23 protein-coding genes are annotated in these 21,834 nt (G+C 64.2%); 12 read left to right on the top strand and 11 right to left on the bottom strand.

Features of this window, described 5'->3' with window-relative positions; genetic code table 11:
• Positions 1 to 24: 24 nt before the first annotated feature.
• The 5 genes from M2D63_RS21940 (at position 25) to M2D63_RS21920 (ending at position 6,470) form a co-directional block, all read left to right on the top strand.
• Complete coding sequence (locus tag M2D63_RS21940; protein WP_285865131.1) at positions 25 to 1,344, top strand: FAD-binding oxidoreductase; 1,320 nt, start codon at positions 25 to 27, stop codon at positions 1,342 to 1,344.
• Between the two features lie 184 nt (positions 1,345 to 1,528).
• Positions 1,529 to 2,857 carry an MFS transporter gene (locus M2D63_RS21935; RefSeq protein WP_285865130.1) on the top strand — a complete coding sequence of 443 codons (1,329 nt, stop codon included), beginning with the start codon at positions 1,529 to 1,531 and terminating at the stop codon, positions 2,855 to 2,857.
• Positions 2,858 to 2,926: 69 nt separating this feature from the next.
• Positions 2,927 to 3,829 carry a dihydrodipicolinate synthase family protein gene (locus M2D63_RS21930; protein WP_285865129.1) on the top strand — a complete coding sequence of 301 codons (903 nt, stop codon included), beginning with the start codon at positions 2,927 to 2,929 and terminating at the stop codon, positions 3,827 to 3,829.
• Position 3,830: 1 nt separating this feature from the next.
• A complete protein-coding gene (locus tag M2D63_RS21925) occupies positions 3,831 to 5,321 on the top strand; it encodes an aldehyde dehydrogenase (protein ID WP_285865128.1) in 1,491 nt (496 codons plus the stop codon).
• A 246-nt stretch (positions 5,322 to 5,567) separates the two neighbouring features.
• On the top strand, positions 5,568 to 6,470 hold the full coding sequence (locus M2D63_RS21920) for a DMT family transporter (protein ID WP_285865126.1): 903 nt from the start codon (positions 5,568 to 5,570) through the stop codon (positions 6,468 to 6,470).
• 72 nt (positions 6,471 to 6,542) lie between these two features.
• Here the strand turns inward: M2D63_RS21920 and M2D63_RS21915 are convergent, their stop codons facing one another.
• Complete coding sequence (locus M2D63_RS21915) at positions 6,543 to 8,219, bottom strand: MFS transporter (RefSeq protein WP_285865125.1); 1,677 nt, start codon at positions 8,217 to 8,219, stop codon at positions 6,543 to 6,545.
• Positions 8,220 to 8,502: 283 nt separating this feature from the next.
• On the opposite strand from M2D63_RS21915, the gene M2D63_RS21910 reads away from it, so the two are divergent.
• The gene (locus M2D63_RS21910; RefSeq protein WP_285865124.1) at positions 8,503 to 9,261 is read left to right on the top strand and encodes an alpha/beta fold hydrolase; all 759 of its coding nucleotides are present in this window, start codon (positions 8,503 to 8,505) and stop codon (positions 9,259 to 9,261) included.
• Positions 9,262 to 9,300: 39 nt separating this feature from the next.
• Here the strand turns inward: M2D63_RS21910 and M2D63_RS21905 are convergent, their stop codons facing one another.
• On the bottom strand, positions 9,301 to 9,723 hold the full coding sequence (locus M2D63_RS21905; protein ID WP_285865123.1) for a hypothetical protein: 423 nt from the start codon (positions 9,721 to 9,723) through the stop codon (positions 9,301 to 9,303).
• A 50-nt stretch (positions 9,724 to 9,773) separates the two neighbouring features.
• Positions 9,774 to 10,331 carry a nucleotidyltransferase family protein gene (locus M2D63_RS21900; RefSeq protein WP_285865122.1) on the bottom strand — a complete coding sequence of 186 codons (558 nt, stop codon included), beginning with the start codon at positions 10,329 to 10,331 and terminating at the stop codon, positions 9,774 to 9,776.
• Between the two features lie 440 nt (positions 10,332 to 10,771).
• Here M2D63_RS21900 and M2D63_RS21895 point away from each other — a divergent pair, with 440 nt between their 5' ends.
• On the top strand, positions 10,772 to 11,404 hold the full coding sequence (locus M2D63_RS21895) for a LysE family translocator (RefSeq protein WP_285865121.1): 633 nt from the start codon (positions 10,772 to 10,774) through the stop codon (positions 11,402 to 11,404).
• 13 nt (positions 11,405 to 11,417) lie between these two features.
• On the opposite strand, the gene M2D63_RS21890 is transcribed toward M2D63_RS21895, so the two are convergent.
• Positions 11,418 to 12,203 carry a PhzF family phenazine biosynthesis protein gene (locus M2D63_RS21890; RefSeq protein WP_285865120.1) on the bottom strand — a complete coding sequence of 262 codons (786 nt, stop codon included), beginning with the start codon at positions 12,201 to 12,203 and terminating at the stop codon, positions 11,418 to 11,420.
• Between the two features lie 5 nt (positions 12,204 to 12,208).
• Positions 12,209 to 12,907, bottom strand: coding sequence for a transcriptional regulator (locus M2D63_RS21885; RefSeq protein WP_285865119.1), 699 nt, complete (start codon positions 12,905 to 12,907; stop codon positions 12,209 to 12,211).
• 208 nt (positions 12,908 to 13,115) lie between these two features.
• Between M2D63_RS21885 and M2D63_RS21880 the strand changes: the two genes are divergently transcribed.
• The gene (locus M2D63_RS21880; protein ID WP_285865118.1) at positions 13,116 to 13,625 is read left to right on the top strand and encodes a YkgB family protein; all 510 of its coding nucleotides are present in this window, start codon (positions 13,116 to 13,118) and stop codon (positions 13,623 to 13,625) included.
• A 43-nt stretch (positions 13,626 to 13,668) separates the two neighbouring features.
• Here the strand turns inward: M2D63_RS21880 and M2D63_RS21875 are convergent, their stop codons facing one another.
• Positions 13,669 to 14,502 (bottom strand): AraC family transcriptional regulator, encoded by an 834-nt coding sequence (locus M2D63_RS21875; RefSeq protein ID WP_285865117.1) that lies wholly within the window; start codon positions 14,500 to 14,502, stop codon positions 13,669 to 13,671.
• Positions 14,503 to 14,676: 174 nt separating this feature from the next.
• On the opposite strand from M2D63_RS21875, the gene M2D63_RS21870 reads away from it, so the two are divergent.
• A complete protein-coding gene (locus tag M2D63_RS21870) occupies positions 14,677 to 15,294 on the top strand; it encodes a dihydrofolate reductase family protein (protein ID WP_285865116.1) in 618 nt (205 codons plus the stop codon).
• 37 nt (positions 15,295 to 15,331) lie between these two features.
• Positions 15,332 to 15,811: a VOC family protein gene (locus M2D63_RS21865; protein ID WP_285865115.1), complete on the top strand. Its 480-nt coding sequence runs from the start codon at positions 15,332 to 15,334 to the stop codon at positions 15,809 to 15,811.
• On the opposite strand, the gene M2D63_RS21860 is transcribed toward M2D63_RS21865, so the two are convergent.
• The 4 genes from M2D63_RS21860 to M2D63_RS21845 form a co-directional block, all read right to left on the bottom strand.
• Positions 15,801 to 17,132 carry an epoxide hydrolase family protein gene (locus tag M2D63_RS21860; RefSeq protein WP_285865114.1) on the bottom strand — a complete coding sequence of 444 codons (1,332 nt, stop codon included), beginning with the start codon at positions 17,130 to 17,132 and terminating at the stop codon, positions 15,801 to 15,803. The genes M2D63_RS21865 and M2D63_RS21860 overlap by 11 nt on opposite strands.
• A gap of 55 nt (positions 17,133 to 17,187) precedes the next feature.
• On the bottom strand, positions 17,188 to 17,409 hold the full coding sequence (locus tag M2D63_RS21855) for a DUF2798 domain-containing protein (protein WP_285865113.1): 222 nt from the start codon (positions 17,407 to 17,409) through the stop codon (positions 17,188 to 17,190).
• A gap of 53 nt (positions 17,410 to 17,462) precedes the next feature.
• Complete coding sequence (locus M2D63_RS21850) at positions 17,463 to 18,047, bottom strand: TetR/AcrR family transcriptional regulator (protein WP_285865112.1); 585 nt, start codon at positions 18,045 to 18,047, stop codon at positions 17,463 to 17,465.
• A gap of 78 nt (positions 18,048 to 18,125) precedes the next feature.
• Positions 18,126 to 18,509 carry a tautomerase family protein gene (locus M2D63_RS21845; RefSeq protein WP_285865111.1) on the bottom strand — a complete coding sequence of 128 codons (384 nt, stop codon included), beginning with the start codon at positions 18,507 to 18,509 and terminating at the stop codon, positions 18,126 to 18,128.
• A 295-nt stretch (positions 18,510 to 18,804) separates the two neighbouring features.
• Between M2D63_RS21845 and M2D63_RS21840 the strand changes: the two genes are divergently transcribed.
• Positions 18,805 to 19,617 carry a class I SAM-dependent methyltransferase gene (locus M2D63_RS21840; protein ID WP_285865110.1) on the top strand — a complete coding sequence of 271 codons (813 nt, stop codon included), beginning with the start codon at positions 18,805 to 18,807 and terminating at the stop codon, positions 19,615 to 19,617.
• A 27-nt stretch (positions 19,618 to 19,644) separates the two neighbouring features.
• On the opposite strand, the gene M2D63_RS21835 is transcribed toward M2D63_RS21840, so the two are convergent.
• Positions 19,645 to 20,559 (bottom strand): LysR family transcriptional regulator, encoded by a 915-nt coding sequence (locus M2D63_RS21835; protein WP_285865109.1) that lies wholly within the window; start codon positions 20,557 to 20,559, stop codon positions 19,645 to 19,647.
• Positions 20,560 to 20,859: 300 nt separating this feature from the next.
• Here M2D63_RS21835 and speB point away from each other — a divergent pair, with 300 nt between their 5' ends.
• Entirely contained in the window at positions 20,860 to 21,831 is a 972-nt protein-coding gene (speB, locus tag M2D63_RS21830; protein ID WP_285865108.1) for an agmatinase, read from the top strand.
• Positions 21,832 to 21,834: the final 3 nt, after the last annotated feature.

The raw sequence follows: 21,834 nt of genomic DNA, 5'->3' as shown, positions 1-21,834 counted from the left end.
AACAACAATACCCAGGTTCACGATATGACTAGAGTAACCTCGCTGCCTGCCGATGATGCCACCTGTGGCTGGTTTCACCTGAGCAAGCCCCGCAAGCCCCGGCCTGCCCACTTCGGGCATACCAAGGCACGCTGGGTGGTGCTCGGCGCCGGCTTCACCGGCCTTGCCGCTGCGCGCCAGCTGGCGGTGCATTTTCCCGATGAGGAAATCGTGCTGATCGAAGCCCAGGAAGTGGGCTTCGGCACCTCCGGGCGCAATGCCGGATTTGCCATCGACCTGCCCCACGACATCGGTGCCGAGGATTACATTGGTGATATCGCCATCGCCAGGACCACCTTGAAGCTCAACCTGGGTGGCCAGTCGTTTCTCAAGGAACTGGTCGAGCGCTACAACATCGATTGCCAGTTCAAGCACTGCGGCAAGTACCAGGCGGCCGTGGAAGACCGTGGCATCGCGGTGCTGGAAGCCTACCGGCGCGGCCTCGACAAGCTCGAGCAGCCCTATGAAATGATCGAGCAGGATGACCTGCCCGAGCACATCGGCACCTCGTTCTACCGCAAGGCCCTGTTCACCCCGGGCACGGCGTTGATCCAGCCGGCAGCCCTGGTCAAGGGCCTGGCCGACAACCTGCCGGCCAATGTGACGCTCTACGAGCGCACCGCCATCAGCGATGTCGAATACGGCGAGAAGACCGTCCTGCGCCATGCCAACGGCAGCATCACCGCCGACAAGCTGGTGCTGGCCAACAACGCCTTCGGCATGAGCTTCGGCTTTCTCAAGGGCCGCATGCTGCCGGTGTTCACCTACGCCAGCCTGACCCGTCCGCTAACGGCCGAGGAGCAGGCACGCCTGGGCGGCAAGCCATACTGGGGCGTGATCCCGGCGGACCCGTTCGGCACCACCGTGCGGCGCACGCCGGACAACCGCCTGCTGATCCGCAACAGTTTCAGTTTCAACCCCGACGGGCGCAGCAATCGCAAGTACCTGGCGCGCTTTGCCAACCGTCACCACGCTTCGTTCGAACGCCGCTTCCCGATGCTTCCGGATGTGCCGTTCGAATACACCTGGGGCGGCGCGCTGGCCTTGTCGAGAAACCATATGGGCTTCTTCGGCCAGTTGGCCCCGAATGTTTATGGCGCGTTATGTTGCAATGGATTGGGCGTGACCCGCGGTACGGTCACCGGAAAACTTCTGGCCGATTGGCTGGCAGGCGAAAGTAATGAGTTGATCGACTTTCTCCTGCAAGCACCAGGGCCCTGTGCGAATCCACCGAAGCCGCTGGTTTCGCTGGGTCTGAACCTCAATCTGCTGTGGGGACAATACCGAGCCGGCAAAGAAAGCTGATCTTCCTGAGTTAGTTATTCATCGATAACTGGCTGGACAGTAATTGTCCGGCGTGTGGACCTTATTGCTCGAAATAACTGATCGGCGCGGCGTGTCGATCTGCCGGAACTGAAGTGTGTTTTCAGTTTCGCGGACTCGCTCGCCCGCCATTCAGACAGGCACTTGGTAATAGAAGGGAACAATAATGACAATTCCTAATATTTCTGTTGAAGATGTACCGCTTAATCGCTTTCACCAGTTGCTCACCCTGCGTTCCGGTGGCGGCTCTTTTGTCGACGGCTATGTCCTGAGCATCATTGGCGTGGCCATGGTGCAGATGTCCGCCGGCCTGAGCCTGTCCAGCTTCTGGCAGGGCATGATCGCCGCGTCCGCGCTGATCGGGATTTTCTTCGGTGGCTTTCTCGGTGGCTGGCTGACCGACCGCCTGGGGCGCAAGCGCCTGTTCTTCGTCGGCCCGACCCTGTTCATCCTTGCGTCCGTCGCCCAGTACTGGGTGGAATCGGCCTTGATGCTGTTCCTCTTGCGCTTTGCCATCGGTATTGCCGTCGGCATCGAATATCCGGTGGCGACCTCGTTGCTGGTGGAGTTCCTGCCCAAGAAGAACCGCGGCCCGCGCCTGGCCACCCTGACCATCCTCTGGTTCGCCGGTGCCGCCTTCGCCTATGTGATCGGTGAGTTCCTGCTGCGCCACGCTGGCGAAGATGCCTGGCGCCTGGTGCTGGCCAGCGCGGCAGTGATCGGTGCGGTGCTGTTCGTGCTGCGCATCGGCACCCCGGAATCGCCGCGCTGGCTGCTGAGCAAGGGCAGGGCGGCAGAAGCCGAAGCCATCATCAAGCAGGTGTACGGCGCGTCGTTCTCGTTGCGCAACCTGCCCGAGCAACCCGAGGTCAAGAAGCTTTCGGTCTGGAACCTGCTGCACTCCGGCTATGGCAAGCGCATGCTGTTTGTCACGGTATTCTGGACCTGTTCGGTGATTCCCGTGTTCGCCGTCTATGCCTTCGCCCCGAAAGTGCTGCAGGCGCTCAACCTCAAGGGCGACTGGGCCTCCATCGGCTCGGTGGCGATCACCTTCCTGTTCGTCGTCGGCTGCATCGTCGCCACCCGCCTGATCAACACCATGGGCCGGCGCAGCATGCTGATCTACAGCTTCCTCTGGTCGGGCCTGGCGCTGTTCGGCCTGGGCGTCTTCCACGCCGGCTCCGAGGTGCTGATCCTCGCCCTGTTCGGCGCCTACGCGCTGTTCATCGGCGGCGCCCAGGTGTTGCAACTGGTGTACCCCAACGAACTGTTCCCCACCGAGATCCGCGCCTTTGCCGTTGGCGTCGGCACCTCGTTGTCGCGGGTCGGCGCGGCGGTCGGTACCTGGCTGGTGCCCCTGGCCCTGGATCACCTGGGCATCGCCCAGACCATGTACATCGCCGCCCTGGTGACCCTGGTCGGGCTGCTGTTCGCCTGGGCCCTGGCCCCCGAAACCCGTTCGTTGAACCTGCAGCAAGCCGCGTCCCTGGGCTGAATCCTGATCCGCCGCGCCGGGCAGTCCGGCGCGGCCCGAATGACCTGTTGTCCTCATGGAGAAACCATCGTGAAATTTGAAGGCATCTATACCCCGGCAATCACCCCGCTGACCGCAGAGGGCAGCATCGACAAGGCAGCGTTCGCCGAGGTGCTGGAGTACCTGGTCGAGTCCAAGGTCCATGGCATCGTCATTGGCGGCTCCACCGGCGAATACTATGCCCACACCACCCAGGAGCGCCTCGAACTGGCCGCCCAGGCCAAGGACGTGCTGCAGGGCCGACTGCCGCTGGTCGTCGGTACCGGCGCCATCCGCACCGAAGACTCGGTTGCGTTCGCGCAAGCCGCCAAGGCCATCAAGGCCGACGCGCTGCTGGTCGGTTCGCCACCCTATGCACTGCCGACCCAGCAGGAAATCGCCCGCCATGTACTGGCCGTCGACCAGGCCGCCGGCCTGCCGATCATGCTCTACAACTACCCGGCGCGCATGGGCGTGAGCATGGGGCCGGAGTTCTTCGAGGCCGTGGCCTCGTGCAAGAACATCGTCGCCATCAAGGAAAGCTCGGGCGACCTGGCCCAGCTGCACCGCCTGGCCTGCCAATACCCGCACATCTCGCTGTCCTGCGGCTGGGACGACCTGGCCCTGGAGTTCTTCGCCTGGGGTGCGCCGAGCTGGGTGTGCGCCGGTTCCAACTTCATCCCACGTGAGCACGTGGCCCTGTACGAGGCCTGTGTGATCGAGAAGGACTTCGCCAAGGGCCGTCGGATCATGGCCGCCATGATGCCGCTGATGGACTTCCTCGAAAGCGGCAAGTTCGTCCAGTCGATCAAACAGGGCTGCGAATTCAACGGCTTGCGCGCCGGTGGCGTGCGTGCGCCGTTGCAGGGCCTGGAAGCCAGCGAGAAGGAAGCGCTCAAGGATGTCATCAGCGTGCTCAAGCGCACTGTCGCGCAGATCACCGAGGGTGCCTGAAATGACCGAACTACTGAGTAAAGAGCAATACGCGGCCATCGCCGCCAGGCTCGAACCGCGAACCCAGGCGTTCATCGACGGCGAGTTCCGCGATGCCTTGTCGGGCCGCACCTTCACCACCACCAACCCGGCTACCGGGAAGGTGCTGGCCGAAGTCGCCGCCTGTGATGTGCAGGACGTCGACGTGGCCGTGGCGGCCGCCCGCCGGGCCTTCGACGACGGTCGCTGGCAGCGCCAGGCGCCGTCGGCGCGCAAGAAGGTGCTGCTGCGTTTCGCCCAGTTGCTCGAAGACAACGCCCATGAACTGGCGGTGCTGGAAAGCCTGGACAGCGGCAAGCCGGTCAGTGAGTGCCAGAACGTCGATGTGCCGGAAACCATCCACACCCTGCGCTGGCATGCCGAGCTGATCGACAAGATCTACGACAGCACCGCACCGACCGGCGCGGGCGCCGTGACCCTGGTGGTGCGCGAGCCGATCGGTGTGGTCGGCCTGGTGCTGCCGTGGAACTTCCCGCTGCTGATGCTGGCCTGGAAGATCGGCCCGTCACTGGCCGCCGGTTGCTCCATTGTCGTCAAGCCGGCCAAGGAAACCACCCTGACCGCCCTGCGCGTGGCGGAACTTGCGCACCAGGCCGGTATCCCGGCCGGTGTGTTCAACATCGTGCCTGGTGGTGGTCGCGAGGCGGGTGAAGCCATCGGCCGGCACATGGATATCGCCATGGTCAGCTTCACCGGCTCTACCGACACCGGCCGCTTGTTCCTCAAGTACGCGTCCGAGTCCAACCTCAAGCGCGTGGTGCTGGAGCTGGGTGGCAAGAACCCGGCCGTGGTCATGAACGACTGCGAAGACCTGGACCAGGTCGCCCAGCACGTGACCGCCGGGGCCTTCTGGAACATGGGCGAGAACTGTTCGGCGTCCTCGCGCCTGATCGTGCACAAGGAGGTGAAGGACCAGCTGCTGCACTTGATCGGCAAGCACCTGCGCGACTGGAAGCTGGGCGACCCGCTGGACCCGGACAACCGCCTGGGCGCCATGGTCAGCAAGGCGCACTTCGAGAAAGTGCGTTCCTATCTGGAGTATGCCGCCGAGCACAAGCTTGATGTGGTGCGCGGCGGCGAGACCGAGGCGGGCGTGTTCGTGCAGCCGACCATCATCGATGGCGTGGCGCGCGACAACCGGCTGTTCGTCGAAGAGATCTTCGGGCCGGTGCTCAGTGTCACCAGCTTCTCGACGCTCGATGAAGCCATCGAGCTGGCCAACGACACGGTCTACGGCCTGGCCGCCTCGGCCTACACCGGCAGCCTGCGCAATGCCCTGCGCTTGTCTCGGGAGATCCGCGCCGGTGTGGTTACGGTCAACTGTTTCGGTGAAGGTGATGTTTCCACGCCGTTCGGTGGTTACAAGGAGTCCGGCTTCGGCGGGCGTGACAAGTCGGTCTGGGCCCACGATCAATACACGGAGATCAAGACCATCTGGATCGATGCTTCGTAATGTGCAACCGGTGCTGTTCTGACGGATAGCGCCCTGGCCACCGCCCCACGCAGGCGGTGGCCAACCTTGAGTACCTACCGATTGACGGTGAATAAGCAGCACGGCTCAGCAATGAGTCAGACAAGGCTGCGGCGCCGCAGGCTACCGGGTGTGCCGGTGGCTACATTGCTTCCCCGAATTCATCGAACCCGTGCACAAGACCGCTGGGGAGTGGCTGCGTGCGCCTTATTTGTAGATTGACTGCCCATGATCGCTTCAGATGTAAACCGGACTCTTCCCGCGACCCATCACCGCAACGCGCTGATCGTCGCCCACATCGCCGCGGTGCTGTTCGGCCTGACCGGTATCCTCGGCGCCTTGATCCATGCCGATGCGACCATCATCACCTATGGCCGCGCCGCCTTCGCCGTGATCGCCCTCGGCCTGGTGGCCCAGGTGCAACGTCGCGCCCTGTTCAAGGGCCTGGACGGGCGCAAGCTGGGCGTCATGCTGGTGACCGGTGCGCTGTTGGCCTCGCACTGGGTGACCTTCTTCATCGCCATCAAGGTCGGCGGCGTGGCCGTGGCGACCCTGGGTTTCGCCAGTTTCCCGGCCTTTATCGCGCTGCTTGACCTGCTGGTGTTCCGCGAGCGGATCAAGGCCGGTGAGGGCTTGCTGTTGCTGCTGGTCAGTGTCGGCCTGGTGCTGGTCGTGCCGTCGTTCGACCTGCTCGACCAGGGCACGGTCGGCCTGCTCTGGGGTCTGGGTTCCGGGCTGTCCTTCGCCTTGCTGGCGATCGCCAACCGCCGTGCCGTGCGCGGCATGGATGCCTTGCAGGTGGCGTTCTGGCAGAACGTCACGGTGGCCGTGCTGGTGGCGCCGTTTGCCCTGCAAAACTTTGTCGTGCCTGGCCTGCAGGTAGCGGACTGGGTCTACCTGGCGCTGCTGGGGGTGTTCTGCACCGGTCTCTCGCAGTACCTGTTCGTCAAGAGCCTGGAAGGGCTCGAAGCGCGCAGCGCGGGAATGATCATTGCCCTTGAGCCGGTGTACGCCATTGCCTGTGCCTGGTGGTTGTTCGGCGAACAGCCTTCGCTGCGCATGGGCGTGGGGGCGGGGCTGATCATCCTGGCGACCGTGCTGTCGGCCTGGGGCAAGGAGCGGGTGGGTTAGCGCCCATCGCGGGGCAAGCCCGCTCCTACAGGGTTTTGTAGGAGCGGGCTTGCCCCGCGATGGGGGGGAACCTCAAGCGTGATGAATCTCCCGATCCTTGGTCTCGGGCATGAAGAAAATCCCCAGGATCGCCGTCATCACCGCAATGGTGATGGGGTACCACAAGCCATAGTAGATATCCCCGGTGGCCGCCACCATGGCGAATGCCACCGTCGGCAGGAAGCCGCCGAACCAGCCGTTGCCGATGTGGTAGGGCAGGGACATGGAGGTGTAGCGGATGCGCGCCGGGAACAGTTCCACCAGCCAGGCGGCGATCGGGCCGTAGACCATGGTCACGTAGATCACCAGGATGGTCAGCAGCAACAGCACCATGGGGTAGTTGGTCTTGGCCGGGTCGGCTTTCTCGGGGTAGCCGGCGTCCTTGAGGGCGGTGCCGAGGGTGGCGACGAAGGCATCGTTCTGCGCCTTGAAGTCGGCAGCCGGCATGCCGGTGCCCTCGAAGCTCTGCAGCACCTTGTCACCGATGCGGATCTGGGCGACGGTGCCCGGCTCGGCTTTCTCGTTTGCATAGGGGATGGCTTTTTTCGCCAGCACGCTCTTGGCCAGGTCGCAGGAGCTGGTGAATTTGGCCTTGCCCACCGGGTCGAACTGGAACGAGCACTGGCCGGGGTCGGCGACCACGGTCACCGGGTTCTTCTCCTGGGCGGCGAACACATCCGGGTTGCCATACTCGGTCAGGCCCTTGAAGATCGGGAAGTAGGTCAGCGCCGCGAGGATGCAGCCGGCCATGATGATGCCCTTGCGGCCGATGCGGTCGGACAGGCTGCCGAACAGAATGAAGAACGGCGTGCCGATCAGCAAGGAGCCGGCAATCAGCAGGTTGGCGGTCTGCGGGTCGATCTTGAGCATCTGCAGCAGGAAGAACAGCGCATAGAACTGGCCGGTGTACCAGACCACCGCTTGCCCCGCAGTGCCGCCGAGCAGGGCCATGATCACCACCTTGAGGTTCTCCCAGCGGGCGAAGGACTCGGTCAGCGGCGCCTTGGACGCCTTGCCTTCGGCTTTCATCCGCTGGAACACCGGCGACTCGCTCAGTTGCAGGCGGATGTACACCGAGATGATCAGCAGCAGGATCGACAGCAGGAAGGGAATCCGCCAGCCCCAGGCTTCGAACGCCTCGGTGCCCAGGATCGTGCGGCAGGCGAGGATCACCAGCAGCGACAGGAACAGCCCCAGGGTGGCGGTGGTCTGAATCCACGAGGTGAAGTAGCCGCGCTTGCCCTTGGGCGCATGTTCGGCCACGTAGGTGGCGGCGCCGCCGTACTCACCGCCCAGGGCCAGGCCTTGCAGCAGGCGCAGGGTGATCAGGATGATCGGCGCGGCCACGCCGATGCTGGCGTAGCTGGGTAGCAGGCCGACGACGGCGGTGGACACGCCCATGATCACGATGGTGATCAGGAAGGTGTGCTTGCGGCCGATCATGTCGCCCAGCCGGCCGAACACGATGGCGCCGAAGGGCCGTACGGCAAAGCCGGCGGCGAAGGCGAGCAGGGCGAAGATGAAGGCGGTGGTTTCGTTGACGCCGGCGAAGAAGTGCTTGGCGATGATCGCTGCCAGCGAGCCGTAGAGGTAGAAGTCGTACCATTCGAACACGGTGCCCAGGGAGGAGGCGAAGATGACCTTGCGCTCCTCCCGGGTGACACCTCGGTTGGGCGCGGTGCCCGTGGACGTGTTGTCGATTGCCGCCATGGGTATTCTCCGTCTTGTTCTGGTAGGCCGGAGCACTCCACTGTCATTACCGCACCCAGGCCCTGGGGCTGATGTCATGGGGTTGCATGAAGCGTGAACACAGACTGACGGCCTCGCATCGCTGCAAGGTCTCTTGAAGCATAATCAGGTTCTTGCAGATATCCACTGTAGGAGCGGCGGTGCGACGGCTCGGCTTGCGCCGCGATTGTGATGTGACCGACACACCGCAATCGCGGGGCAAGCCCGCTCCTACCAGTATTCAAACACCAGCGAGTACTTCGCCATGGATCAGACCGGCTACGCCCCCGTCAATGACCTGCGCCTCTACTATGAAATCCATGGTGTCGCCCGGGCCGATCAGCCGCCACTGGTGCTGCTGCACGGTGGCGGCGACACCCTCCAGACCTCGTTCGCCCAGCTGCTGCCGGTACTGGCGGCGCAACGTCAGGTCATCGCCTTCGAGCAGCAGGGCTATGGCCACACGGCCGATATCGTCGAGCGTCCGTTCAGCTTCGAACAATCGGCCGATGACACCGCCGCGCTGCTGACACACCTGGGTGTCGACCAGGCCGATCTGTTCGGCTTCAGCAATGGCGGCACCATCGCCTTGCAGGTGGCGATCCGGCACCCGCAACAGGTACGCAAGCTGGTGCTGGCCTCGACCCTGGTCAATCGCGCGGGCGCCTACCCATGGCTGTGGGAGGCCATGGCCACTGCGCGCCTGGAGAACATGCCCGAGGAACTGCAAACCGCCTACCTGCAGGTCGCACCGCACCCAGAGCACCTGCGCCTGATGCACGACAAGGCCGCGCAACGCATGCGCGCGTTCAAGGACATCGCCGACGACGCCATCCGTGGCGTCGTCGCGCCGGCCCTGGTGCTGGTGGGCGATGCCGATGTCATCCGCCCCGAACATGCCGTCGAGCTGTTCCGCTTGCTGCCCGGGGCACAACTGGCCGTGTTGCCGGGCACCGACCATATGCAACTGACGACGCGCACCGACTGGCTCGCAGGCATGCTGGAGCGCTTTCTGGGCGGGTAGGCGCCCTTGATGTTGTCGCTCAGGCCGGCGCCGTTGCAGCTAGTCGTCCTGGTAGGTGGTGTCCTGGCCACCGAAAACATTCTTGCGGCTGCTGGATGAGCGCCCGTCGTTGTAGCGGGTGTCCTGGCCACCGAAGACGTTCTCGCGGCTGCTGGAGCTGCGGCCATCGTTGTAGCGGGTGTCCTGTCCGCCGAAGACGTTCTCGCGGCTGCTGGAGGTACTGCCGTCGCTGTAGCGGGTGTCCTGTCCGCCGAAGACGTTTTCGCGACTGCTGGAGCTGCGGCCATCGCTGTAGCGAGTGTCCTGTCCACCAAAGACGTTGGCCCGGCTCGTCGAGGTGGTGCCGTCATCGTGCTTGCAGTCGTAGCCGCCGAACACGTTCGATCGGCAACTGTCGCCCATCGCGTGGTACAGCGGTGATGTCATCAGGAGCGAACCTAGCAGCACGGCCTTGAGTTTCATGAACATTCCTTGAGCTGAACGTGTCGAGCGATGGATGCCGCAAACCGGCGCTAGTGCGCAATAGTGAGCCAAGGCCAGCGCGATTGGTAGCTGCGGGCTTTGTGCAGGAACAGGTCGGGTTGTGGATTTTTCGGGTTGATCCGCAGCACGCCCTGTTGGATGTCGGCCAGGCCGTAGGGGGCGTGGACTTCACCGGTCAGCACATCCAGGGCGATGCAGGTTCCGGCGATCAGGTAGCGATCGACACCCTCCCGGGCCGACTGCAGTTGCGGATAGGCCCGGCCAAACTTTTCCTGGTACCAGAGGTGCACCCGGGCCTGGTTCCTGATCTCGATGTTGGCGTCCAGGTCCTGGAACAGCTGGCGGGCGCGGCGGATGACGTCATCCTCGGCTTCCCAGGACAGGTCCGGGTCGAAGTAGAACACGTCGTAGTCCTTCACACCCCAGCCGGGCGGCAACTGCGCCTGGTGGTTCCACACCGCCTGGAACAGGCAGCCGGCGGTGAGCAGGCACTGGTCCAGACCCAGGGCGGGGAGGCGGATGGCCAGTTCACGGTTGATCGGGTTGGTCATCGCGATGCTGACCAAGGTTTCGACGGTCATTGTCATGGGCATGCCTTTGCGTTCGATCGGGTCCAGAGGGGTGACGATAGCGTTACAGTGGCCGGGTGTCATGGGCTGCTGCGCAGCCATCGCAGGCTTCGCCAGCTCCCACCCGTGTAGCCGCTGCCGAGGAACGAGGCTGCGATCGACTGTGCAGCAGTCGCAACCCGGCCATCTCGTTGCTTCCGACGGAACGGGGCAGGTTTTACGGCCGTTTCACGGCCGATCGCAGCCTGACGGCAGCGGCTACACGGTCAGGCAATCAAGACAGTTGCTCCCACAGTGATTGAGCAGTGGGAGCTGCTGCAGTCCTCGGACCGACGCTGGACCCTGTGGGAGCTGGCGAAGCCTGCGATCGACTGCGTAGCAGTCGCCAACCACGCCCATTGGCTTCCCGGGAATTTGCTGTCATCGTGCACGGACCATTCCATAGCAAGGACCGCTCCATGGCGCTGCACCTCTGGCTGACCTTTTCCCTCGCTTACCTGCTGACCTCCCTGACCCCCGGCCCGAACGTGCTGCTGACCGTGCGCAACGCCTTGCGCCATGGCCCGTCCGGCATGGGCGTGACCATGCTCGGCAACCTGCTGGCGCAATTGCTGGTGATCAGCGCCGTGGCCCTGGGCGTGGGGGCCATGCTGGTGTCGTTGCCGTCGGCATTCCTGGTGTTGAAGGTGGTGGGGGCGGGCTACTTGATCTATCTCGGCCTGCGCCAACTGTTCGCCCGCACCGCGGCCCCCGCTCCCGCGAGTGAGGTGGTTGCGCCTGCGCACCAAGGGAAGTGGCGGATCGGCGCCGAGTCGTTCCTGGTCTCGGCCAGCAACCCCAAGACGCTGATCTTCTTCTGCGCCTTCCTGCCGCAGTTCCTTGAGCAGGGCCGGTCGATCGCCGAGCAGTTCGCGGTGATGTACCTGACCATCGCCGCCATCGTCTTCGCCGTGCACTCGTTCTACTGCTACACCGCCTACCGCTTCAGCAAGCGCATGAAAGGGTCGCGGCTGGTGGCGTGGTTCAAGCGCGCCACCGGGGCGTTGTTCATCGGCCTCGGGGTACGCCTGCTCAATACCCGGGCGGTGTGAGCGGCGACCGGCCTCAGAGGTAGATCGTGCCGCGCAGGAACAGTGCGCCGTGGCCGCTGATGATCACCCGGCCATTGCCCGGCACCTCGCAATGCAGCTGCCCCTTGCGCGCCCCGCCTTGTTGCGCGCTCAGGCATTGCTTGCCCAGGCGTCCGGCCCAGTAGGGCGCAAGCGAGGTGTGGGCGGAGCCGGTGACCGGGTCTTCGTTCACGCCCACGCGCGGGCCGAACCAGCGCGAGACGAAGTCGAAGTGGCGACCCGGCGCGGTCACTGCGATGCCGCGTACCTCGAAGGCCGCCAATGCCGCGAAGTCGGGATTCAGGTCTGCGATGATGGCCTCGTCCTCGACCACCACCAGGTAGTCATCGGTGCGATACAGCGCCTCGATCCGCGCCAGGCCCAGTGCCTCCAGCAACCCGGGCGGCACCGCGGCCTGTTCGGGCTGCTTGGCGGGGAAGTCCATGGCCAGGCGCGTGCCGTCCCGGCGTACGCGCAACTCACCGCTGCGAGTGGCAAAGCGCAGCACCTCGCGGGTTTCGCCCAGTTGCTCGAACAGCACCCAGGCCGTAGCCAGGGTGGCATGGCCGCAGAGGTCGACTTCCACCGTTGGGGTGAACCAGCGCAACTCGAACACCTCGCCTTTGGGTACCACATAGGCGGTTTCGGACAGGTTGTTTTCGGCGGCGATCTGTTGCAGCGTCGCATCCGGCAGCCAGTCTTGCAGCGGACACACCGCCGCCGGGTTGCCGCCAAACGCTTCGGAAGAAAACGCGTCCACCTGGAAAATATCGAGTTGCATACTGGTCATTCCTGCCCGTTGGAGGCTTCAGTTGCCCGGATCTGCTCCAGGTAGTTGTAGATGGTGTAGCGGGTTACGCCGAGGGCGGCCGCGGCTTTCTCGATCCCGCCCTTGACGATGAACATCCCGCGGTCCTGCATTTGCCGCACCGCTTCGCGTTTCTGCGCCTTCTTCATGCCCACGACCCCGCCCGGGCATGCCGCCTCGATGATCTGCACCATCAACTGCTCCATGTCCCTGGGCTCCTCGCGGCGTGCGACGGGGGCGCCACCCAGCCCCAGCAGGCCGGCAAGCACGGCATGGGCGGCGGCCACGGCGCTCAGGTCGGCATTGATGCACAGGCTGGCGAAGGGCAGGCCGCTGCTGTCGCGATAGACCAGGGTGGAACTGCGCAGTGGCCGCCCGTCGGGCGCCAGGGTCGCGTAGTTCTCCACCAGCAGCGGCTCGCTGCTGGCGCGATCGGCCATGGCGCGCCGCACGGCCTTGAAGCCCAGGTCCCCTTGCGGCCCGCCCAGTATCGACCCCCCCACCTGGCGACCGGTGACATGGCCGTTGGCGATGGCGAGGATGGAATGTTCGGGCCGGGTCAGGTCATGCAACACGATTTCGGTGTGCGGACCTACCGCATGGCCAAGCAGTGTGAGCGTGCTGTGAAGTACACGCAGGACCTGCTGGCGTTCTGAAAAGACGTCGGGGGCTGTCATGGGGCCTTGAGGGCGATGGTTGAAGGTTTTGAAAATATCAACTGAATGTTGAATTATCAACTTTGCGTTGTTTTGTGTTCACCCCTTCGAGCGTAGCTCAAGACAATCTGCAGCAAAGACCATACGCTCTGCATCCATTCGTCTGAAGCTTCCAGCGACACTGGCAGCACATCCGATGTACTCCGCGTCGGGTTCTGGAGGCTTGATCATGAATACCTTGAATCTCGAAAACGCCAGCCTTGCCCGCGTATCCGCCCAACTGACCCTGGGCACCAGGACCATGGCCCTGGGCATCTACGCCCTCTACTTTGCATTGGCGGTCATCTACTTCTGGTTCGGCGGGATGAAGTTCACCCATTACGAAGCGCAGGGGCTGGTGCCGCTGGTGAGCAACAGCCCGCTGCTGGGGTGGGTGTACCAATTGTTCAGTGTCGATACCTTTTCCAGCCTGCTCGGTGTGCTGGAAATCTCGATCGGCGTGCTGATTGCCGGCCGGCTGCTATCGCCCCGGCTTTCACTGGTGGGCGGCGTGCTGTCGGCCGGGCTGTTCGTCACCACCTTGAGCTTCATGCTCTCGACGCCGGGCGTGATCGAGCCCGGGCTTGGCTTCCCGGCCATCAGCGTTGCCCCGGGACAGTTCCTGCTCAAGGACCTCGGCCTGCTTGGCGCCTCGTTGTTCGTGGCCGGGCATTCGCTCACAGCGCTGGAATCGCGTTGAGCCGACGATCCGCGTTGGCGAGGGCCTGAAGGCGCAGCGACCTTCAGGCCTTTTCGCCTGTGCGTGCCTTTACCCAGTCGCGGGGGCTGCAGCCGGTCTTGCGGCGAAACGCGCGGGCCAGCGCAGACGGGCTCTCATAGCCGACTTCGGTGGCGATCAGGCTGATCGAGCGTCCCTCACGCAAGCGCTTCTGCACCAGGCTGACGCGCCAGCTCAGCAGATAATCGGCGGGCGTCTGTCCGACGACCTCGCGAAAATGCGCGGCATAGGCCGCCCGCGACATGTTCGCGGCACTGGCCAGCTCGGCGATCGACCAGGCCCGCTGCGGTGCTTCATGCATCTGCACCAGTGAGCGCGCCAGGCGTCCATCGGCCAGGCCAGCCATCAGGCCGGTCTGCAATTGCCGCTGGTCGAGCAGGTGGCGCAACAGCTGGATGACCAACAGTTCGAACAAACGGTCCAGCGCGGCATCCCGACCGCAGTGTGCGCCCTGGGCCTCGGCGAACATCCAGTCCAGGGTGCCGGCCAACTGCGGCAACTCATCCAGGGCCAGCACCAGAACGTCGGGTAGCGAAGCCGCCAGCGGATTATCGACACCGCCCTCGAACAGCATCGAGGCGCACAGCAACTGCACACCCTCGGGGTCATGGACGATCAATTGATGGTGGCTTGGCCGTGGCAGGAAGACCAGGCTTGGGCGGGTGAGCCGTTGGGGCTTGCGACCGGCCCCCTGGAAGGTGAGGGTGCCCGAGCGCAGCAGATGCAGATGACCACGCAGGTCCTGTCCATCATAGGTGGCCGTGCCGCACAGCGTGCCGTTGTAGAACAGGCTGGCGCGCACACCGAACTGCGACAACAGGGTAGAGAGGCGATCCATGGGCAATGCCGTTGCGAGCGATCAACGCCCGGTATTCTATCATTGGTGTTTTGCGCCAAGCCGAGTTGCCTGCTCGCCCTGTCGATTTCGCCGTACCTCGTTCGACTACCTGTCAGGGCATGCAGCTCACTGCACCCGAGCATTGCCACGACAACAACGAACAAGGAGAAGAGCATGCGCAAGCTTACCGTTGCCGCTTTCATCAGCCTGGACAGCGTTATCCAGGCGCCGGGCGGTCCGCAGGAAGATACCGATGGCGGTTTTCGCTTCGGTGGCTGGGTGGTGCCCTATGCCGACGAAGACTTCGGCCAGGCCATGGGCGAGCTGTTCTCGCAGCCGTTCGAGCTACTGCTGGGGCGGCGCACCTACGACATCTTCGCCGCCTACTGGCCAGGGGTGCAGGCCGATTCGGAGGACCATGGCATTGCCGAACTGTTCAACAGCGTGCCCAAGCATGTGGCCACCCATCAGGTCGCAACGCTGAAATGGCAGAACAGCCGGGCATTGAAGGGCAACCTGGTCGACGCCATCCGCGCGCTCAAGCAGCAGGACGGTCCCCGGCTGCTGACCCAGGGCAGCGGCCACCTGGTGCGCCAGCTGCTTGCCGCCGGGCTGGTGGACGAGCTTCGGCTGATTACCTTTCCGATCCTATTGGGCCGCGGCAAGCGCCTGTTCGATGACAAAGGCCAACCGTCGGCCTTCACCCTGGTGCATTCGAGCAGTACGCCTGGCGGGCTGTTGATCAACTGTTACGAGCGCAGCGGCGAGGTGCGCACCGGATCGTTCATGTAGGCGCGGTGGTCTGCAAACCAATGTGTGGAGAATCAGCATGATCAGCAAAAACACTATCTGTCTCTGGTTCGACGGCACCGCTGAGGACGCCGCGACCTTCTACGCCCAAACCTTCCCGGACAGCGCGGTGAAAGCCGTACATCGCGCCCCCGGTGACTTCCCGTCGGGCAAGCAGGGCGACGTCCTGACCGTCGAATTCACGGTGATGGGCATCCCGTGCCTGGGACTCAACGGCGGGCCGATGTTCAAGCACAGCGAGGCGTTCTCGTTCCAGGTGGCGACCGACGACCAGGAAGAAACCGATCGCTTGTGGAACGCGATCGTCGGCAATGGTGGCCAGGAAAGCGCCTGTGGCTGGTGCAAGGACAAGTGGGGTCTGTCGTGGCAGATCACCCCGCGGGCGTTGACGGCCGCCTTCACTCACCCTGACCGGGCGGCCGCCAAGCGTGCGTTCGATGCCATGATGGGTATGACCAAGATCGACATCGCCACGATCGAAGCGGCCGTCAAACAATGATCGATCCACGCAGCCCGCGAAACGCTGCGCGCATTTCGCTGCAGAACAACGCCGGCTCTTCCCAGGCAGCGAAGTGGCCGCCCTTGTCGACCCGGTTGTAGTAGACGAGGTTGGGGTAGGCCCGGGTCAGCCACTGGCGTGGTGGGCGGTAGACTTCGCCGGGGAAGATGGTCACGGCCACCGGCACCTTCACCGGCTCGGGCTTTGCCATGGCCGTGCTGGTTTCCCAGTAGATGCGGGCACTGGAGGTGCCGGTGTTGGTCAGCCAGTAGAGGGTGATGTTGTCCAGCATCGCCTCGCGACCCAGGGCCCGCTCCGGGTCGCCGCGGCTGAAGACCCAGTCGGCCTGCTTGTCGTAGAGCCAGGCGGCCAGGCCCACCGGCGAGTCCGCCAGGCCGTAGCCCAGGGTCTGTGGCCGCGTCTGCATGATCGCGGCGTAGCCGAAGCCCTTGTTCAGGAAATCCCGGGCCTGGTCGAACACCTCACGTTCTTCGCCGCTCAGGTTGTCCGGTGGCGGGTCGCCATTTTTCAGGGCCCTGGCCAGTTCAGGGGGCAGGGTGGTGGCCCGTTCGATGCGATTGACGTGGATGCCCAGCAGGCCGGCAGGGGCCTGGCGGCCAAGGCTGTCGCAGATGATCGCACCCCAGTCGCCACCCTGGGCCACGTAGCGCTGGTAGCCGAGTCGTTTCATCAGCGTGCCCCAGGCCCTGGCAATGCGCTCGGGGTTCCAGCCGGCCTCGGCCGGCTTTTGCGAAAAGCCGAAGCCGGGCAGTGACGGCAGGACCAGGTCGAATGCCTCTTCGGCCTGTCCACCGTGGGCGACCGGGTCGGTCAAGGGGCCGATGGTAGCCAGCAACTCGAACACCGAGCCCGGCCAGCCGTGGGTCATGATCAGCGGCAAGGCATTGGCGTGGGGCGAGCGCACATGGATGAAATGAATATCCAGGCCGTCGATGCGGGTCACGAACTGCGGCCAGGCGTTGAGCCGCGCCTCGGCACTGCGCCAGTCATAGTCCTGTTCCCAATAGCGCACCAGGGCTTGCAGGCGATCCAGTTCGACGCCCTGGCCGCTGGCGGTCTGGGCATCTGGCCAGCGGGTGGCGGCCAGGCGCAGGGCAAGGTCATCCAGCGCCACCTTGGGCACGTTGGCCTGGAACGAACGTATCGACTCGCCCGGGTCACCCTGCGCGGCAGCGGAACTGGCCGGCACGGCGGCCCGCAATGCACCGGGCAGTACCGACAGCCCGGCGCTTGCCGCGCCACCGAGCAGCAAGGTGCGGCGGGAGAGGGCGGGCAGGGCTGTATCGACGGGCGGTTTCATCGGGGTCACCTCGCATCACAGAGCATAGTCCGGTTGCGAGGTCCAGGTGCCTGGCTCATTGAATCAGACGGTCCACCTGCGCTTGCAGGCGCGGGCCGATCAGCAGGATGGCCGGGATCACGATCAGGTAGGCAAGGCCCCAGGAGCGCAGCCAGACCAGGGCGAAATCCTTGGTAAAGCCCAGGTTCAAGGCCAGCAGGGAGAAGGAGATGATCCCGGTGGTCACAACCCCCATCGACAGCGCGAAGGCGATCTTGCGTTTCAGTTGGATGCTCATTTCACGTTACCTCGAAGGTTTATACCGATCGGTATATTTCCACCCAAAAAAATTCACGACAGGTCGTGAACGGTTTTCTCCAGCGTCAGCATGACGCCACTGCTGTGCTTGCGTTGCCCGGTGAGCCGGGAAATCATGATGGCCCCTTCGATCAGGGCGATCAGGGTAACGGCCGTCTGCTCGGCATCCACCTCGCGGCGAAACTCCCCGGCCTCGATGCCGGCTTCGATCACCGTCACCAGTTGCTGCTTCCAGCTGGCGAAGGCCGCCATGGCCTTGTCACGCAGCGCCGGGTGGGTGTCGTCGGCCTCGATGGCGGTATTGAGCAGCGGGCAACCCCCTTCGGGGAAACCTGGCGGCAGGTCGCGGTAGGTGGCGGCCAGGGCCAGCAGCCTGGCCTTGTTGCTTGGCTCGCGCGCCATGATCGCCCGGACCGTGGTTTGCGCTTGCTGCCAGTTGTAATCGAACGCCGCCAGCGCCACCGCCTCCTTGTTGGCGAAATTGCCGTAGACACTGCCCTTGGTCAGGCCCGTGGCTTCGGTCATGTCGGCCAGTGACGTCCCGGCATAGCCCTTGGTGTTGAAGAGCGGTGCGGTCTTTTCGACGATCAGTTGGCGGGTACGCTGTGCTTTGTCCATGGGAAGAAAATATACCGATTGGTATTTTATCGTCAAGCGGGTGGGCGACCGGTGGTCGAGGGGCCGCCGGCCTGCCGCTCACAGCGTGTACTGGGCAACCCCGTTGCCGAACGACCAGTTCTCCTTTTTCACCTCGACCAGGTTGATGAACACGTCTTCCCGCCGCACGCCGACCTCCTTGTGCAGCCCTTCGGCAATCAGCTGGAAGAGCAGCTTCTTCTGCTCGAGGGTGCGCCCTTCGCTGATGGTGATCTGGATGAATACCTGCCTGTCCGTGCGTTCGATGCTCAGGTACTGGCGGTCGTTCACCAGGCGGTCGTCGGCATGTTCGGTCAGGACCTGGAAGTTGTCGTGGTCGGGGACGTTGATCGCCTGTTTCAGGCAGGCATAGACGACCTGGCCGAGCTTGTTGATGTGGGTGGGGTCGGGATGTTTTCTGATATCGATACGTACGAGGGGCATGGGTTTCTCCTGGCGCTGGGATGCACCAACACGATAGCAGCCTGTAGGAGCGGGCTTGCCCCGCGATGCGATGTGGCTGACCGACCGCAATCGCGGGGCAAGCCCGCTCCTACAAGGGCACGACTTATGCGCCAGGGCTATAGGTATGTATCGAACTGATCTTGCCCCGCCAACCGCAGCCCTTGCCGGTCGGCAGGGTTAGCGTTTAGCTGGTCGCTGCTGAACACTCCAATCCATTCAAAGGCGCGTCGATCGTCGGGAGGGGACGGTCACGCGGACACATCAGGTGCAGACGATGAGCACACCCCTGGATTTGAACGCGTTGAAGGCTCGCCAGCAGGCAGCCTGGGCCAGCGGCGACTACGCGGTGATCGGCACGACCTTGCAGCTGGTCGGCGAGCGCCTGGCCGAGGCCTGTGACTTGCGCTGGGATGAAAAGGTCCTGGATGTGGCCGCCGGCAACGGCAATGTCACCCTGGCCGCCGCACGGCGCGGTTGTCAGGTCACCTCAACGGACTACGTGCCCGAATTGTTGAAACGCGGTGAAGAGCGCGCCCGGGCCGAACGCCTGAGCGTGGTGTTCCAGACCGCCGACGTCGAAGCCTTGCCGTTTGCCGATGGCGCCTTCGACGCGGTGGTCTCGACCTTCGGCGTGATGTTCGCCCCCGATCACGCGCAATCGGCCCGGGAACTGGGCCGGGTCTGCCGCTCGGGCGGGCGCATTGGCATGGCGAACTGGACGCCGCAAGGTTTCATCGGGCAGATGTTCAAGACCCTGGGCCGGCATGTGCCGCCACCTGCCGGCGCGTTGCCGCCCTCGCGCTGGGGCGATGAAGAGCAGTTGCAGCAACTGTTCGCCGACATCCGCGGACCGATGAAGGTCAGCCGCCAGCATTTCAATTTCCGCTATCGCTCGGCGGCGCATTTCATCGAGGTGTTCAGGACCTGGTACGGCCCGGTGCACAAGGCCTTTGCCGCGCTCGATGGTGAAGCCGCCAGCGCGCTGGAACGAGACCTCACCCAACTGCTGAACGACCACAACGTGGCGGGCCCGTCGTCGCTGGTGGTGCCCAGCGAATACCTGGAAGTGGTCATCAGCCGTCGCTGAGGGCAAGCCTGCACGTGCCGGGCTGGCTCAGACGAGTACCGGCTGGTGCGTGCAGGCGTGCAGGTCTTCGAGAAAGGCCTGCAGGATCGGCGGCGGCGATACCCCGCGGCGGGTGATGACATCGAAGGGCGAGGTCAGGTCCAGGGTGCTGGCGCCCAGGCGCCGCATGTCGCCGGTCTTGACCCATTGCTCGGCGAAGTGCACCGGCAAAAAGCCGATGTAGGCGCCGGAAATGATCAGGATCGCCGCCGCCTCGATGTTCTCCACGGTTGCAGCGGCCTTGGTGATACCCAGTTGCTCCAGGTCGAACTGGTGCATATAGCCGCGCACGACGATATGGCAGTCGCGGACCTCTTCGAGCAGGCGACCGTTCGCCGACTTGCTCGCGTACAGCGGATGGCGGCGGCCACAGTAGAGCCCCAGGGCCTCGTTGTAGAGCGGCAGGTACGACAGCCCCGGCACATGCAGGGGAAAGTGGCCGATGGCCAGGTGCAGGCGACCGTCGAGCACCCGCTCTTCCAGCTCCGCCGGGGCGCCGATGTAGATATGCAGGTGGGCGTCGTGCCCGCGCGAGACAAAGCGCTGGGTGGTGCGCGGCAGCGGCGAGGCGGAATCGGTCAGGGTGGAGTCGATGATGCCGAGGTTGAGCTTGCCGCTGATGTGCTGCTTGAGCACGTCGGCATCCATGCAGAAACTCTCCACGGCACTGAGCAGGCGCAGGGTGGCTTCATGGATCGCCACGCCCTGTTCTGTGAGGCGAAAACCGCTGCGCCCCCGCTGGCAGAGCTTGACCCCCAGGCGGGTCTCCAGGTGTGTCATCTGTTCGCTGATGGTCGACTGGCCGGCATTGAGCGCGGCCTGCGCCGCAGAAAAGCCACCGCACTTGACGATGGTGGTGAAGACCCTGAGCAGCTTCAGGTCGACATCGTGGAGCTGGATCACCGTAGCCTCCCGGCCGGGCGTCACATCGTGCACGCTGATATGAACGTCCGGGCATTGTTTTTTTTCCCAAGCTAATCATGGGCGTGTGATCACTGCAATGCCTGAGGTTGGGAAATGTCATCAGCGGCACTGGCGGATCTTCGTCAACGGCTGACACTCAAGCGGATACTTCGGATCCGGCGATGTATGCATCTGCACTTGCGCATTTTTCCCTGTCCGGGCTGCCGCCATAGTGGCTGCAACGGTGGTCGAGCAGTCGCCCCGTCTCCTGACCAGAACAATAAGTGGAGAAACTCGAACATGGCTAAGCACGGTTATGAATCCGGCCGCCTGAACCTGCCTTTCGTAGGTCATTGCACCTTCGCCAAATCGCCCATCTGCACCGACTGGGCGGCCATCGATGCCGACGTGGCGATCCTCGGCGCCCCCAACGACATGGGCACCCAATGGCGTTCCGGCGCACGTTTCGGACCGCGCGGCATCCGCGAGGCATCGACCCTGTTCTCCTTCGGCCACTCCGGCGCCTACGACTTCGAAGATGACGCCACCTACCTGACCGAAGACCAGCTGCGCATGGTCGACGTCGGCGATGCCGATATCGTCCACACCGACATGGCCACCAGCAACGCCAACATCGAATCGGCCGTGCGCCAGATCCTCGCCGCAGGCGCCATGCCGGTGGTACTGGGCGGTGACCATTCGATCCACGCCCCGGTGATCAAGGCCTTCGAAGGGCACGATCCGATCCACATCGTGCATTTCGACGCCCACCTGGACTTCGTCGACGAGCGCCATGGCGTGCGCTACGGCCACGGCAGCCCGCTGCGCCGCGCCTCGGAGCTGGACCACATCGTCGGCATGACCCAGCTGGGCATCCGCAACGTGTCGTCCTCCAACCGCGACGACTACGACGCCGCCCGCGACGCCGGCTCGCAGATCCTCTCGGTGCGCGACGTGCGCCGCCTGGGTTGCGAAGGCGTGCTGGCGAAGATCCCCGAAGGCCGCGACTACTACATCACCATCGACATCGACGGCTTCGACCCGTCCATCGCCCCGGGCACCGGTACCCCGAGCCATGGCGGCTTCCAGTACTACGAAGTGCTGGAAATCATCCAGGCGCTGGCCCGCCGCAGCAAGGGCCGGATCGTCGGCATGGACCTGGTGGAAGTGGCCCCGGCCTACGACCCGGCGGGCGTCACCTCGATCCTCGCCGCGCAGCTGCTGATGAACAGCATCGGCTTCATCTTCCACGCGCGCGCCCAGGCCCGCTGATCC

Origin of the sequence: Pseudomonas sp. BJa5 (genome assembly GCF_030272875.2) — a bacterium.
GTDB lineage: Bacteria > Pseudomonadota > Gammaproteobacteria > Pseudomonadales > Pseudomonadaceae > Aquipseudomonas.
Note: the sequence above shows the minus strand (reverse complement) of the source record. Positions and strands in the feature narration are given on the sequence as shown.